At 41.6% G+C, this 14299-nt stretch carries 12 protein-coding genes; 7 read left to right on the top strand and 5 right to left on the bottom strand.

The features are described from left to right. Nucleotides 1-13: 13 nt before the first annotated feature. Together CD03_RS0121725 and CD03_RS34345 are read left to right on the top strand one after the other, a co-directional pair. The gene (locus CD03_RS0121725) at nt 14-1450 is read left to right on the top strand and encodes a sialate O-acetylesterase (RefSeq protein WP_027295439.1); all 1437 of its coding nucleotides are present in this window, start codon (nt 14-16) and stop codon (nt 1448-1450) included. Beyond that, on the top strand, nt 1435-2865 hold the full coding sequence (locus CD03_RS34345) for an alpha-L-fucosidase (RefSeq protein WP_044289587.1): 1431 nt from the start codon (nt 1435-1437) through the stop codon (nt 2863-2865). The genes CD03_RS0121725 and CD03_RS34345 overlap by 16 nt, the downstream gene beginning before the upstream one ends. A 137-nt stretch (nt 2866-3002) precedes the next feature. Here CD03_RS34345 and CD03_RS40060 read toward each other — a convergent pair whose 3' ends face one another. Beyond that, nucleotides 3003-3101: a DUF6783 domain-containing protein gene (locus tag CD03_RS40060; RefSeq protein ID WP_442969724.1), complete on the bottom strand. Its 99-nt coding sequence runs from the start codon at nt 3099-3101 to the stop codon at nt 3003-3005. A gap of 37 nt (nt 3102-3138) precedes the next feature. Between CD03_RS40060 and CD03_RS0121715 the strand changes: the two genes are divergently transcribed. Further along, nucleotides 3139-4548, top strand: a complete 1410-nt coding sequence (locus CD03_RS0121715; protein WP_027295438.1) for a glutamate decarboxylase — start codon at nt 3139-3141, stop codon at nt 4546-4548. Nucleotides 4549-4650: 102 nt separating this feature from the next. Here the strand turns inward: CD03_RS0121715 and CD03_RS0121710 are convergent, their stop codons facing one another. Together CD03_RS0121710 and CD03_RS0121700 are read right to left on the bottom strand one after the other, a co-directional pair. Next, nucleotides 4651-5568, bottom strand: coding sequence for an aldo/keto reductase (locus CD03_RS0121710; RefSeq protein WP_027295437.1), 918 nt, complete (start codon nt 5566-5568; stop codon nt 4651-4653). Between the two features lie 589 nt (nt 5569-6157). Continuing rightward, on the bottom strand, nt 6158-7012 hold the full coding sequence (locus CD03_RS0121700) for a helix-turn-helix domain-containing protein (protein ID WP_027295436.1): 855 nt from the start codon (nt 7010-7012) through the stop codon (nt 6158-6160). Nucleotides 7013-7262: 250 nt separating this feature from the next. Here CD03_RS0121700 and CD03_RS0121695 point away from each other — a divergent pair, with 250 nt between their 5' ends. The 4 genes from CD03_RS0121695 (at nt 7263) to CD03_RS0121680 (ending at nt 12438) form a co-directional block, all read left to right on the top strand. Beyond that, nucleotides 7263-8768: a sugar ABC transporter ATP-binding protein gene (locus CD03_RS0121695; RefSeq protein WP_027295435.1), complete on the top strand. Its 1506-nt coding sequence runs from the start codon at nt 7263-7265 to the stop codon at nt 8766-8768. Between the two features lie 3 nt (nt 8769-8771). Next, on the top strand, nt 8772-9776 hold the full coding sequence (locus CD03_RS0121690) for an ABC transporter permease (RefSeq protein WP_027295434.1): 1005 nt from the start codon (nt 8772-8774) through the stop codon (nt 9774-9776). Beyond that, complete coding sequence (locus CD03_RS0121685; RefSeq protein WP_027295433.1) at nt 9776-11035, top strand: ABC transporter permease subunit; 1260 nt, start codon at nt 9776-9778, stop codon at nt 11033-11035. Before CD03_RS0121690 ends, CD03_RS0121685 begins: the two co-directional genes overlap by 1 nt. Before the next feature lie 191 nt (nt 11036-11226). Continuing rightward, entirely contained in the window at nt 11227-12438 is a 1212-nt protein-coding gene (locus tag CD03_RS0121680; RefSeq protein ID WP_027295432.1) for a substrate-binding domain-containing protein, read from the top strand. 164 nt (nt 12439-12602) lie between these two features. Here CD03_RS0121680 and rhaM read toward each other — a convergent pair whose 3' ends face one another. Beyond that, on the bottom strand, nt 12603-12914 hold the full coding sequence (gene rhaM / locus CD03_RS0121675; RefSeq protein ID WP_027295431.1) for an L-rhamnose mutarotase: 312 nt from the start codon (nt 12912-12914) through the stop codon (nt 12603-12605). A gap of 159 nt (nt 12915-13073) precedes the next feature. Further along, nucleotides 13074-14252, bottom strand: a complete 1179-nt coding sequence (locus CD03_RS0121670) for a rhamnose ABC transporter substrate-binding protein (protein ID WP_027295430.1) — start codon at nt 14250-14252, stop codon at nt 13074-13076. Nucleotides 14253-14299 lie beyond the last annotated feature (47 nt).

Raw genomic sequence — 14299 nt, 5'->3', positions numbered from 1 at the left:
AGGAGAGATTAGGATGACTGGAGTAATATTAACATCTGCCCCGGATGACTGGGCTATTATTCAAAAAGAGGGAGATTGTGGAAGTATATCCCTGAAAGGGCATTATTCTATACCGGATGCAGCCCTGAACGCGGGTGTAAAATACGCCATTCCGGTAGTGCGCATCATGCAGGAGGATAATAACTATCCGGTAGTTCCATGGACCCCTGCAGAATTTTCACTGTTAGATGAAGAACGGTTTACCGGCACATTTGAAATTACGCTTACACTGCCAAAAGGTGGATTATACCGGATTGAAACGGGAGTGGATTCAGCCAGTACTGACGGCACCTATACCTGGATGTTCCGTGGGGATGTGAGATTTCATATTGGGGTTGGAAATCTGTTTATAGTAGCCGGACAGTCAAATGCAGCCGGATTCGGACAGGATTGGGGCGGGGATGCCCCTGCTTTGGGTGTTCATGTACTGCGCAACAATAACCGCTGGGCTCTTGCCACCCACCCTTTGAACGAATCTACGGATGCCGGCGATGATAATGAAAACACTGAAATTCGTGTATCAGGCACTTCACCCTGGATATCGTTTGGGCGCCGCTTACAGCAGCTCTCCGGTTGTCCCGTAGGTCTGATTGTCTGTGCAAAAGGCGGATCCCCCATTGATCTGTGGGACAAAGACGGCACCGGGTCACTTTACCGGAATATGCTTCGCAAAATAAATATGACAAATCAGCACCCCATTGGAATCCTGTGGTATCAGGGCTGTGCTGATACCACAGATGGAAATTATGAGGTGTACGAAGAAAAATATCTGAATTTTATTTCCAATATAAGGCGTGATCTCGGGTATGAAATTCCATTTTTCACCTTCCAGCTGAACCGGGAAATCGGATCTCCTTACCAGAAAGGATGGGCAGTAATCCGGGAAGTCCAGCGAAGAGCCGCACATACTATGCAGAAGGTATATGTGCTCCCCACATTAAACTGTTCTTTGTCAGATAACGTGCATAATTCCTCCGTATCCAACACACTTCTGGGTGAAAGGATGGCGAAACTTTGCGGATATGTACTTTGCAATGCCCCTGCCTTTCTGGCGCCGGACATTTACAGTGCAGAATTAATCCAGAGGGATCAGATACTGTTACGGTTCTCCGGTGTTGTCCGGACTTTGTTTCTTTACAGCCAGAACCCTGCCGAATGCGGTTTCTTAATAGAAGACAGCCTGGGGGAAGTTCTCCCTTACTGCATTACTTTGGCACCTGGCATTTTGGACGGGCTGCTGATTACCCTGGACCGGGACCTTCAGGGAGACGCGCAGGTTTCCTTCTGCCATGAATCTGTCCCCAGTTTTGTTCCGCCTGTAGATGCCGTTACGTATCTTCCCTTGCTTTCATTTTATCAATTTCCTGTGGATGCTCGTCAGTTAGGAGGTTCATTATGTCATCAAATTTAAATTGGAAACCTTATGAACGCCAGGCTCCGGAATGGTTCCGGGACGCAAAATTCGGACTTTTTTTTCATTGGGGTCCGTACTGTGTACCGGCTTATGAAAATGAATGGTATTCCCGGAATATGTACGGCAAAGGCCTTGCCCAGAATATCCACCATGAAAAAACCTATGGTTCCCTCCATGACTTTGGGTACAAGGATTTTTACCCTATGTTCACCGGAGAAAAATTTGACCCGGAAGAATGGGCTGACCTGGTTGTGGCATCCGGAGCAAAGTACGCTGGACCTGTCACGGAACATGCAGACAATTTTTCCATGTGGGACAGTAAGGTAAATCCGGTTAACTCAGTCAATTATGGACCGAAAAGAGATATTACCGGTGAGTGTATTCAAGCATTTCGGAAAAGAGGCATCAAAATACTGAGCACATTTCATCATCAGTGGTTCTGGGGCTGGTTCATGTCCTCCGATACAGATGCCGATGTCTATGACCCTGCCAATGCGCAGTATTACTGGGATGCTTTACCTCTGGAGACGAACCGGTATCACCCATATCGGCTGCCGGACGATAAATTTAACCAAATGTGGCTGGATAAGGTAAATGAGGTAGTAGATCAATATCAGCCTGACCTGATCTATTTTGACAGCCGCTCTTTTATTATTGACGAAACGTACCGTTACAAAATGGTCAGTCATTATTATGAAACCTGCAGTGGCAAAGACATTGCCATCTCTTATAAACAAAAGGATTTTCCGGCTGGCATTGGAATCTATGATATTGAATGCGGACGTTTTTCCCATGCGAAAGACTTTCCCTGGCAGACCGATGACCGGCTGGAAGACAACATCACCTGGTGTATTGTTCAAAACCCAAAGTATAAATCTGCCTGCAGCATCATTCACCAGCTTTGTGATGTAACCGCAAAGAATGGAAATTTACTGTTAAATGTAGGACCAGATGCAGACGGTTCCTTTCATCCTGATGCCGTTGCCGTTCTGCATGAGATCGGCTCCTGGCTGAAAATAAACGGGGAGGCTATTTACAATACCCGCCCCTTTTCGGCAGCTGCAGAAGGGCCTACTGTTGTATCGGATGATAATTATAATATTGAAAAAATCAACAGCCAGGTGGAAGAAGGGCTGGCTTCGGATATTAAGAACCATACCTTTACCTGGGAAGATTTTCGTTTTACGCAGAATCAAACCGCCGTTTATGCAATCACCTTTGGATGGCCAGCAGACCGGAAGCTCTGTATTAAGACACTGAAAAAATGCAGTTCTTCCAAAACGGTTGCTCAAGTTCAACTGTTGGGAACAAACTGCTGCCTGGACTTTTATCAGTCAGCGGACTGCCTGGAAGTCACCCTTCCGGAACAACCGCCATGTGATCATGCTTACTCTCTAAAGATTATGTTTTAATGCTTGCTGCGGTTCATTAGAGCTTACCGGCTGCCCTGTAAACTTTAACTCAGATTTCCTTATTTATTCTCCAGGATTGTACTTCATTTTAAAATGTCATATAATAAACCTATCAAACCAGTAGTCAAGTTCAAGCTTTATGGACTACCAGAGCGTGTTTGGAAATTCATTACCGCTATCTGCACGCCCCACTTTGCAGGGGCTTTGCCCAGCTGTGAGAAAGCAATTTTCAACACGCTCTAATGAAATATAAACAGAACAGGAGTGAGCATAATGTTATATGACCAGTACAAGAAACGAGAAACGTTTAAAGATTCCTTTGATACCCCGCTATTCGGGACTTTAGAGGCAGATTCACCCATACCGAAAAATGTCATCGGTGAGCATCCTCTGGAACCTGCCCTTGCTTATCAGCTGATTAAAGATGAACTGATGAATGAGGGAAATGCAAGATTGAATCTGGCTACGTTCTGCCAGACTTATATGGAAGAGGAAGCAGTGAAACTTATGTCAGAAACCCTGGAGAAAAACGCCATTGACAAGACAGAGTATCCGCAGACTGCAGAAATCGAACACCGCTGCATAAATATGATCTCCCATCTGTGGAACTCTCCTGATGAAGCAGATACCATCGGTACCTCCACGGTAGGCTCCTCTGAGGCATGTATGCTGGCAGGTATGGCAATGAAATTCCGCTGGCGTAAAAGAGCTGCAGAATTTGGACTTGATCTATCGAAAAAGCCGAACCTTGTTATTTCCTCGGGTTATCAGGTGTGCTGGGAGAAGTTCTGTGTCTATTGGGATATTGAACTGCGGGAAGTGCCAATGAATGCGGACTGTATGTGCATAGACCCGGATACGGTACTTCAATATGTGGATGAATACACCATTGGCATCGTCGGTATCCTTGGAATCACTTATACAGGCAAGTTTGATGATATGCTGGCGATTGATCGCATACTGGAAACCTACAATGCATCTACCAGACATAAGGTTTATATTCATGTGGACGCAGCCTCCGGCGGACTTTTTGTTCCTTTTGTGAATCCGGATCTGCCATGGGATTTCCGTTTAAAAAATGTTATATCCATCAACTGTTCCGGTCATAAATACGGACTGGTATATCCCGGCATTGGGTGGGTTCTATGGAAACGCAAAGAATATCTTCCGGAGGAGTTAATTTTTGAAGTGGATTATCTGGGGGGCAAAATGCCCACAATAGCCCTGAACTTTTCCAGATCCGCAAGTCAGATTATTGGTCAGTACTATAATTTTATCCGTCTTGGAAAAGAAGGATATCAGCGAATCCAGCAAAAGACCCAGGACGTGGCTCATTACCTGGCTGAACAATTAGAAGAAACCGGCATTTTCCATATCTACCACGATGGAAGTGACCTTCCGGTTGTGTGCTATACGCTGAAAGAGGATGAAAAGCGGGAATGGACGCTCTATGACTTATCGGACCGTCTGCTCATGCGGGGATGGCAGGTTCCTACCTATCCATTGCCAAAGAACCTGGAAAACATTGTGATTCAAAGGATTGTGTGCCGTGCTGATTTAAATTATGACATGGCTGAATTGTTGATCCGTGATGTGAAAGAGGGCATACAGGAACTGAACCAGGCAGCTGTACTGGTTCATGGTAAAAAAGCAGAGCCGAAGGTTTATGGATTTACTCATTAATATCTTTAAGTAGAAGAACAAGGCAGCTGTTGTAATGATAAAGGACAGCTGTCCTGTTCTATATGTTTACTTTACTGTACAATATTTTTACTGCTAAAATCCTTACGGCAGCTGCCTTCCTGCTGCCATATACAACTCATACCACTCTTCCCTTGTAAGCGTAATATCCGACGCTTTGCAGATATCCGCCACCCTCTGTTTATTCGTACTTCCCACGATTGCCTGTATTCTGGCCGGATGCCGCAGTATCCATGCTATTGCAATGGCATTATTTGAAACCTGATATTTTTCAGCCAGGCGGTCAATTGTCTCATTTAGCAGCGGGAATTTTTCATTATTTAAGAAGACACCTTCAAACATTCCATATTGGAACGGTGACCACGCCTGAATGGTGATATCTTTTAATCTGCAATATTCTAATACCCCTCCGTCACGGTTTGTTCCAGCGTCATTATGAATATTTACATTAATACCGGCATCTATGATTCCACAATGAGCAATACTAAACTGCAGCTGGTTAATTAGAATTTTATTATCACAATATTTATTCAATAATTCCATTTGATATGGATTTTCATTGCTTACCCCGAAATAACGGACCTTTCCGGATTTCACCAGTTCCTGGAATGCACCGGCTACTTCCTCCGGTTCCATTAAGGTATCCGGGCGATGAAGCAGCAGGATATCCAGGTAATCCGTTTTTAATCGTTTCAGGCTGCCTTCTACCGAGTTGATTATATGTTCTTTAGAAAAATCAAAACAGCATCCCGGCCGTATCGCACACTTTGACTGAATCAGCATTCTGTTCCGAAGCCCCGCGTCTGTCACATCACCAAAAATCTCCTCGGCACTTCCTCCTGCGTAGATATCCGCATGATCAAAAAAATTAATTCCCTGATCCATAGCAGTATCAATCAATGACCTTACCGCTTCCTTTGTCTTTAATTCTGTGATTCTCATACATCCAAGTCCTATTTCCGGCACCTGGATTTTTCCATTTCCAATGTTGATATTTTTCATGTTCATTTCCTTTCTACTTTATTATTTTAACTTTATTATAGCAGATTTATAAGTTCTGTAGAAAGTTACCAGAATCAGGGAACAATTGTGGACATTTGCATACCTTACATGCAACCTCCTCAGCTTCCTGATATAGATGATATCATCACTAGATAAAATAAACTAATTATTATAATTACCATTATTTATCTTGAAATTTCTAATACTATATGCTATATTAAACACATAAAGAGCAACCGCCCACAAGGTGGGTTGACCTTAAATTAAAGGATAGAAAAACCACCCATTCGCTTGGTCAAAAGTTTCAGGGTGGTTTTTCTATGTTCATTAATGACAGATCATATAAATGAACGTCAGTAATCCTATAATAAACATTCCAAATGCCATTAAATCCTTGAAATCGAAATGTTTCATAGACATCACCTCCATTCTATGTAAAATGAAGGTCAGCATCACCCCGTAACACGATTGCTCTTACCGAGAAGTATAGCATATAGGACACTAATTGACAATATTTTTATCATTAAAATTTGCTATGTTTTTTATTTTTTAAATATGCATCTTATTATATATGATAAGATCTAATTTCTTAAAAATTCTTCCGATATTCACTTGGCGTCATATGCGTAAACCGCTCAAAACATCTGCTGTATGTCAGCGTATTCTTAAATCCCACAGACTTTGCTATTGCATTTATGGACAATTTTGAGTAAGTCAGTAGTTCTTTTGATTTATTAACCCGGTATTCGTTTACGTACTGGTGTATTGTCATTCCCATATGATCTTTAAACAGCTTGCAAAAATAATATTTTGAAAAGCTTACTTCGTTGCAGATCGTATCCACATCCAGATCATTTTTATAATTACCGGCTATATATTTCAGGGAAAGATTTACTACTGTCTCCTGTACGGGTGTTATCTTTTTGGTTTCTAAAATACTGTTGGATATTTTATACAATTCAAAAAAAATATTATGTATAATCAGGCTTGCCTGCATATCATCCAGAACTTCTTTCTTAAAGGTTATCTGGCTCATTTCTAAAAACAGGTCCAGAATGCTGCTCAGTCTGTCGGTTGGGATTATACTGGACTTATTTCTCACCAGATTGTAATATAGTTTTGCATGTGTACCCCGGATTATAATATAGAAATATTCCCAGTTTTTACTTGTACGGGTGAATGTAAGCGGCGTATTGCAGGAAGAAATTACGACATTATCCTGGTAGATATACTGGGTGCTTTGGTTTTTTGTGAACCGGACAACTCCCGAAACGGAATATAATAAAATATAATCATAATAGTTATTTGCATTTCCCAGAATAAATTTTTTTTCATTGCAGAATCCACATTCTTTTACATAGAATGGCAGGCTCTCTGTCTGGTGGGAAATTAGATTTGTTCTTTTTGTGTAATGATCCGGTAAATTTCTTTTAGGTAATATCACAATGAAGACCCTCCAATTAAAAACTGTATTGTTAACTTTTTTCGTCATGCGTTAACATTCATTTAAAAATTATATAATAAATCCTTTATTTTTTCAAAAATAATAGTAAGATAGTCCAAAATAACAATTTTTGATAGCAGAAAAACAATTTTTGATATTGAAAAACAAAAAAATCGGGGTAGTATATGCTTATCACAACGATCACAACACACAGTACCACAAAAAATTAATAAGGGAAAGGGGAATAATGATGAATGATTTTATCTTAGAGTTGAAAGACGTTGTAAAAACCTTCGGCGGAGTAACAGCATTGAATGGTGTTCACTTTCAACTTAAGAGAGGTGAAATACATGCTCTTATGGGTGAAAATGGAGCCGGTAAATCTACGTTTATTAAAGTCATAACCGGGGTTCATCAACCGGACAGCGGTATTATGCTTCTGGAGGGTGAAAAGATCACCCTGCGCTCCACTGCTGATTCCGCCAAGCTGGGAATTGCAGCTATCTACCAGCATGTAACTGCATTTCCTGATTTATCGGTGACTGAAAATATTTTTATGGGTCAGGAGCTCAAAAATAAAGTTGGTTTGTATAACTGGAAGCTAATGACCCAAAGAGCTAAAGAACTGATTCTGCCGCTCAGCGGAGAAATTGATGTCAGCAAACCTATGGGAGCTCTCAGTGTAGCCCAGCAGCAGCTGGTAGAAATAGCAAAGGCGCTGTCCAGAGATGCACGCATTCTGATTATGGATGAGCCTACGGCATCTTTAACCAGAACAGAATGCGAACAACTGTACCAGATTGCGGAACGTTTAAGAGATGAAGGCGTATCCATTATATTTATTACACATAAATTTGAAGACATGTATCGGTTGGCAAGCCGGGTTACGGTATTCCGGGATTCCAGGTACATAGGCAGCTGGGATGTGGAGAAAATCTCCAATCAGAAGCTGATAGCAGAAATGGTAGGGCGTGAACTAAGTCAGATGTACCCCACCAAAAACTCCAAAATCGAAGATGTTGTGCTGGAAGTAGAAAACCTGTCAAAAGAAGGTTACTTTAAAAATGTTTCCTTTCAGGTGCGAAAAGGGGAAATACTGGCAATTACAGGACTTGTTGGCGCTGGAAGGACAGAAGTATGTCAGAACATCTTTGGTATTATGAAACCAGATTCCGGTTCGATTAAACTGGAAGGAAAAGAAGTTAAAATCCGCACCCCCATTGATGCGTTGCAGTATGGAATTGGACTGCTTCCGGAGGACCGGCAGATACAGGGGCTTGTGAATGAACTTCCTATTTACCAAAATGTTTCCTCCGCCGTAATGAAAAAGTTTACAAAAGGCATTCTTTTACAGGAAGAGGATGAAATGAAAAATGCCATTTCTTTATGCCAGAAGATTCAGTTAAAAGCAAAAGATATCAGCGCGCCACCCTCCTCTTTATCCGGCGGTAATCAGCAAAAAGTAGTATTTGCAAAGTTACTGAGCTGTGATTTAAAGGTTCTGATCTTAGATGAGCCCACAAAGGGCATTGACGTGGGCGCTAAATATTCTATATATGAAATTATGAATGAGCTTGCAGCAAATGGATATGCCATTATCATGGTTTCTTCCGAAATGCCGGAAGTACTTGGAATGGCAGACCGTATTGTAGTTATGAAGTCCGGACGTGTCACCGGTCAGTTTGAGTCTGGCGGAACTACTCAGGAAATGATTCTGGAAGCTTCTTTAAAAAACAAAGACGGAAAGGAGGAGTAAGAGATGAAGTCGGATAAAAATACATTTATGGAAAAAATTACAGGCAACAGAAACTTTGGACTTTTGGTTGGATTTGCTGTACTGCTGGCCGCAGCTGCTTTTATCACACCTTCCATGTACTCCTTAACTTCAATACTGAACATGCTGCGAAACAATGCCGTATATGCACTTCTTGCAGTAGGGATGATGATGGTTATCATCACAGGAGGGATTGACTTATCTGTAGCATCTACATTAAGTTTAGCCGGAGTTATCTGCTCCTCTCTGATGAACAGCTATCAGAATATCCCGGGAATCGTCTGGGTTATTCTGGGTATTGCAGTCGGTATTTTATGTGGTGCTTTTAATGGATTTATCGTAGGTTATTTAAAAATGGTCCCCATGATTGCAACGCTAGGTACCATGTATATTTTCCGCGGACTGGCATTTCTCTGCAGCGGTGGCAACTGGTGGTTTCCTCACCAGTTTACAGATAATTATGTTACCTTTGCTTCCGGTCAGTTCCTTGGTATCTATAATATTTTATGGTTTGTAATCGTAATCTTTGTACTTGCCGGTATTTTTCTTGGCTATACCTCTTACGGCAGACGTATTTATGCCATTGGTACAAACCGGGAATCAGCTAAAGTTGCCGGTATCAAAGAAGCCAGGGTTACCTTTATGGCATTTACAATCTGTGGTGCACTTGCCGGACTGTCCGGAATGCTTTACACCGCAAATTACTCAATCTGCTATTATGGCATGGGTGAGGGTTATGAAATGCAGGCCATTGCCATTTGTATTCTGGGCGGTGTCAGCATCACCGGCGGAAGAGGTAAGATAGACGGTGTAATTATAGGATTTTTGATGATGAGCGTAATAACCTATTTCATCAGTTTACTCCCGGGACTTAGTGTGTGGCAAGATGCCATCCAGGGTGCAATCATAATTATTGCTGTAGCAATTAATTTATTTACACTGCGCTCCTCTGAAAAAAGAGTTTTAAAGGAAAGGGGTGCTTTGATATAATGAGCGGCGAACTTAAGATACCTGCCAGAGATCTGGCGGTGAAAGAAAAATTTAAATTATCCCGGTTTTTGGTTAAGTGGGAAATGATACTTGTCTATATTTTACTAGCAATTAATCTGGTGCTAATGGCTACCAGACCCGGACTTTACTTTTCCGCCGGTACCATTCAGTCCATTATTCAATCCGGTATGGATCTGTCCCCGCTTGTATTGGGTATGATCTTCGTACTTATGCTTGGAGACATTGATGTATCCGTTGCAGCAATCATGATTGTTGCTTCTATGGTTACCGGTTTAAGCATGGATGCCGGTATCCCAATGATCTTAAGTGTATTATTTGGAATTGCTGCCGGAGGTGTATGTGGTGCATTTAACGGATTTTTGATTGCTTACATAAAAATGCCTGCAGTTATTGTTACCATTTCTACCTCCATGCTCTTTCGCGGAATTGTAAAAATTATTCTGGATGTAAACGTTTTAAAGCATTTCCCAAAATTTTATACGGATATCGCATGGCTGAATATTGCTGGCATACCGGTTGCTCTATTACTGTTTTTACTGATGGCTGCAATTTTTGTACTGTTTCTTCACCGTTCATCCTTTGGGCGAAAGTTATACATTATCGGCAATAATGCTACGGTAGCCACCTATTCCGGTATTAGTGTAGAGCATACCAAAATGGTTATTTTTGTTTTAATGGGAGTTATGGCAGGAATTGCTTCCATATTTTTTGTGGGTCGTATGGGCGGCGGTGTAAGTTCCACCATGGGCACCGGTTATGAGTTAGATGCTATTGCAATTTGTGTACTTGGCGGTGTCTCAACGAACGGAGGAAAAGGCAAAGTATATGGACCTGTGATTGGTACGCTTATTATGGCTTTTCTCATTTATACACTGGGATTAATGGGTGTGGATGCCAACTCCCGCAAAATATTAACCGGTTTTATATTAATTATTGCCGTACTGATCCCTAACGTTAACAAACAGCTGATCGAAAACATCAAGCTGATGATACTTTATTCAAATAACAAAAATATTGAAGCAGTAAACTTAAAAGCGCTGGAAGAAGTGAAGACCATGAAAACATTAATTGCGCAGATTAAGAAGGACGAAAAATTAAGTGAACCGGAAAAAGCGGCAAAAATAAAAAAATATGAAGAAAAGATTGTAACTGTCCAGACAAAATGTAAAGAAACATCGGCATCCCTGAAATCAGAACTAAAAGAAGAAACAAAAAAGGCGAAGCAGCGCTTTTCCTGATGCAGAGAAAAAACTCTTGTGTTATAAACAATAGCAAGACCATCTGTCCTGATATTGCTTATATATAGTCAATAACCCAACACGAGGGGCAGAAGCTGACCCTCGCGGCAGTGCAGCCGCCAAATGAAACCATAAGCGCGGCCGTTTAGAGAACTGCCCGGGAAAATAAAATGAAAATGGAGGATAACAACATGAAAAAGGTAAGAAGATTTTTAGCACTTGGACTTTGCGTATCAATGGTATTAGGATCATTAGCAGGATGTAGTTCAACAAAACCAACAGCAAGCGGGTCTGAGGCAGGCGGAACAGCAGAAACACAGGCAGCAAAAGCAGATGGCAATACTTCCGGAGGCTCCTCCGATTCTCTGGAAGGTTCCCATGTATTCATGTTCAAAAGCACCGGAAACTCTTTTGGTGATCTGATGTTCGAAGGATTTGATGAGTATATGAAGGGTGAGGGACAGAATGCTGTTTATAAAAGCCCCGCCGAAACAACGGTAGCCGCACAGGTTCAGCTGCTGGATGAATTAATTACACAAAAAGTTGCTTCTATTACCATCTCCACAAATGGCGATACAGGATATGACGAAGTATTTAAAAAGGCAAAAGAAGCAGGAATTCCAATTACCTCCATTGATTCCGAAGCAAATCCGGAATACCGCGTTACCCACATTAACCAGGCTGAAGTTCAGGATATTGGATCTAACCTGGTACAGGCGGGCGTATTAATTACGCTGGGAGTCGACTATCCGGAAGACGGTGACATGAAGGCTGCAGTTACAAAAGCGCTTAGTGACTACTCCCAGGATGAAATAAAACTTGGTGTACTTTCCGCATCCATTGACACTCCGGTACAGAACAGCTGGATTGCCGCCATGGAAAAAGAATTGGCTGATCCGGTATATGCCGGAAAAGTAAGTCCGGACTTAGACAAAAAATACGGAAATGATGACCTGACTGAATCCACAACCCAGGCACAGGCATTTATTGCAGAAAATAAAGTAGACTGCATTATCTCCCCAACAACCGTAGGTATCGCAGCAGCGGGACAATCTTTAAAATCTGCAAACAGTAAAATTAAACTAACCGGTCTTGGACTTCCATCCGAAATGCAGTCTTTCATGCCTGCCAAGGCTGATGAAGATGCTTTCGCATATGTCTGCCCTTATATGATGCTCTGGGATGTAATTCATCTGGGCGCCGTAGCCGCAGCTTCTACATTGGCTTCCCTGGACAAATCTTTTGACGGAAAAGCCGGCTCTTCATTTACCATGAAGGCATTCCGCGACTATCCGGAAGAGAAATACGAAGCTTACCAAAGCGGTGACGGTACAGCCGTACTTGCCGGACAGCCTTATATCTTCTACAAAGAAAATATGGTTGAGTGGATTTCTAAATTATAATACAGCTTACAGCGCCGGAGTTTGGGTTATAGACAAGGATTGGCTGTAAATCTTTATAGGATTATTCAATTACCCAAAATTTTAGCCATGCGCCCCAGTACTTGCAGACGCATGGCTATTTAATTGACTTATTTAATTGACTTTTCCATTTGCATTGCCATCTTTTAATCTAAATGAAACACCGTCTTCAAATCAACAGATACCGGACTGTTATCCGGATTTGTCTCCATAATATCCGCCATAAAATCCCACCATTTGCGGTTGATTGCAGTATCTGCCCCTTTTGCCCAGAGTTCTTCATCCTCAATTTCAATATATCCAAATAAAGTCAGGGTCTCCTTGTCCAGGAAGATTGTATAGTTTTTGCCGCCGTACTGATGAATCATATCTATCATCTCAGGCCAGAGCTGATTGTGGCGGATTTCGTATTCTTCTTCCTTTCCTTCATACAACTTCATTTTAAATCCTTTTACCATTTGTGTTACCTCCTGTTTTTAATTTATTGTATCATACAAATTTCAGATTGAAACTATAATATTTAAAAGTCCTCCACCTGTATGGGGTACAGGCAGAAGACTTTTTTATAAGGAAAATATGATATGAAAAAGTTTATTATTGGCAGTTGTTACGTAATTTTAGTATACGGATTTCCAGTCATTGATGTTTGATGGATCAAATTTGAAAGGAGGTCCAACGATGATTTCTGTTCCGCCATCATCTGCTGCTGTGATTTCGTATTCGCCCATGTCGCCAGCTGTAAATTTCTCACCAGCTGCGCCTGTGATTTCACCGGATACTAATGCCATTGATGTATAAGCAGATAAACGTCCTACATCAATTGGATTCCATAAGTACATGTAAGGGCAGGAATGTGTATCATCATCACCGATATAATCAGCCATTTCAGAAGGAAGTCCAAGTCCTGTTAATTTAACTTTGCCTGCTACGCCCTGATCCTGAATAACTTTAGCTGCTGCCATGATACCTACAGTTGTAGGAGCGCAGATAACTTTAAGGTCTGGGTAGTTCTGTAATAATGCCTGTGTCTGGTCAACAGATTTCTGGTATTCATCATCGCCATATGCAACTTCTACTAATTCAAGTTTGGAGTATTTTTCATCTTCCATAACTTTTTTCATAGACTCAATCCAAGCGTTCTGGTTTGTAGCCTGGCTTGTTGCGGAAAGAATTGCCCACTGTCCTTCTCCACCGGAGATATCAAGTACTGCATCCATTAATGTCTGTCCGATCTGGTCAACACCAGCCTGGTTAACAAATGTTTTACGGCTGTCCGGATTTACGTTAGCATCTAAGGAAGATACCTGGATGCCTTTGTCCATAGCTGCTTTTAATGCTGGCTGAAGAGCATCAAAATCATTTCCTGCTATTGCAATAGACTGAACACCCTGAGCAACTAATTCGTTGATCATTGTGATCTGAGCTTCTGCTGTAGCACTTTCCGGATGTTTTACTACGCATTTTCCACCTACTGCATCAATTACTTCCTGGAATCCGGTAGCTTCTTTTTCATTGTAAGGATTTCCTGCTGCTTTTGTAACAATTGCATAAGTATTTCCACTTACATCAGCATTTCCTTCTGTTTTGGCAGCTTCTGTTTCTCCGCCTGCAGCTTCTGTTGTTGCTGCTTCAGATTTTGCTGCTTCTGTGTCGCCGCCTGCTTCTGTTGCAGCTTCTGTTTTCGCTGCCTCTGTTTTAGCTGCTTCTGTTGTCTTTGTTTCACTGCTTCCGCAGCCTGCCATCATTGTAGCAACCATGGACATACATAATAATGCACTAATTACTTTTTTCTTCATTCTTTATTTCCTCCCTTGGAATAAATAGTTTTATACATAACACCCTT

Origin of the sequence: Robinsoniella sp. KNHs210, assembly GCF_000686105.1 — a bacterium.
GTDB classification, from domain to species: domain Bacteria; phylum Bacillota; class Clostridia; order Lachnospirales; family Lachnospiraceae; genus Robinsoniella; species Robinsoniella peoriensis.
Note: the sequence above shows the minus strand (reverse complement) of the source record. Positions and strands in the feature narration are given on the sequence as shown.

Coding starts and splice junctions, on each gene's coding strand:
- CD03_RS34345 (WP_044289587.1), top strand. CDS start 1,435: ATGTCATCAAATTTAAATTGGAAACCTTATGAACGCCAGGCTCCGGAA.
- CD03_RS0121725 (WP_027295439.1), top strand. CDS start 14: ATGACTGGAGTAATATTAACATCTGCCCCGGATGACTGGGCTATTATT.
- CD03_RS0121695 (WP_027295435.1), top strand. CDS start 7,263: ATGAATGATTTTATCTTAGAGTTGAAAGACGTTGTAAAAACCTTCGGC.
- CD03_RS0121670 (WP_027295430.1), bottom strand. CDS start 14,252: ATGAAGAAAAAAGTAATTAGTGCATTATTATGTATGTCCATGGTTGCT.
- CD03_RS0121715 (WP_027295438.1), top strand. CDS start 3,139: ATGTTATATGACCAGTACAAGAAACGAGAAACGTTTAAAGATTCCTTT.
- CD03_RS0121680 (WP_027295432.1), top strand. CDS start 11,227: ATGAAAAAGGTAAGAAGATTTTTAGCACTTGGACTTTGCGTATCAATG.
- CD03_RS0121710 (WP_027295437.1), bottom strand. CDS start 5,568: ATGAAAAATATCAACATTGGAAATGGAAAAATCCAGGTGCCGGAAATA.
- CD03_RS0121685 (WP_027295433.1), top strand. CDS start 9,776: ATGAGCGGCGAACTTAAGATACCTGCCAGAGATCTGGCGGTGAAAGAA.
- CD03_RS0121690 (WP_027295434.1), top strand. CDS start 8,772: ATGAAGTCGGATAAAAATACATTTATGGAAAAAATTACAGGCAACAGA.
- rhaM (WP_027295431.1), bottom strand. CDS start 12,914: ATGGTAAAAGGATTTAAAATGAAGTTGTATGAAGGAAAGGAAGAAGAA.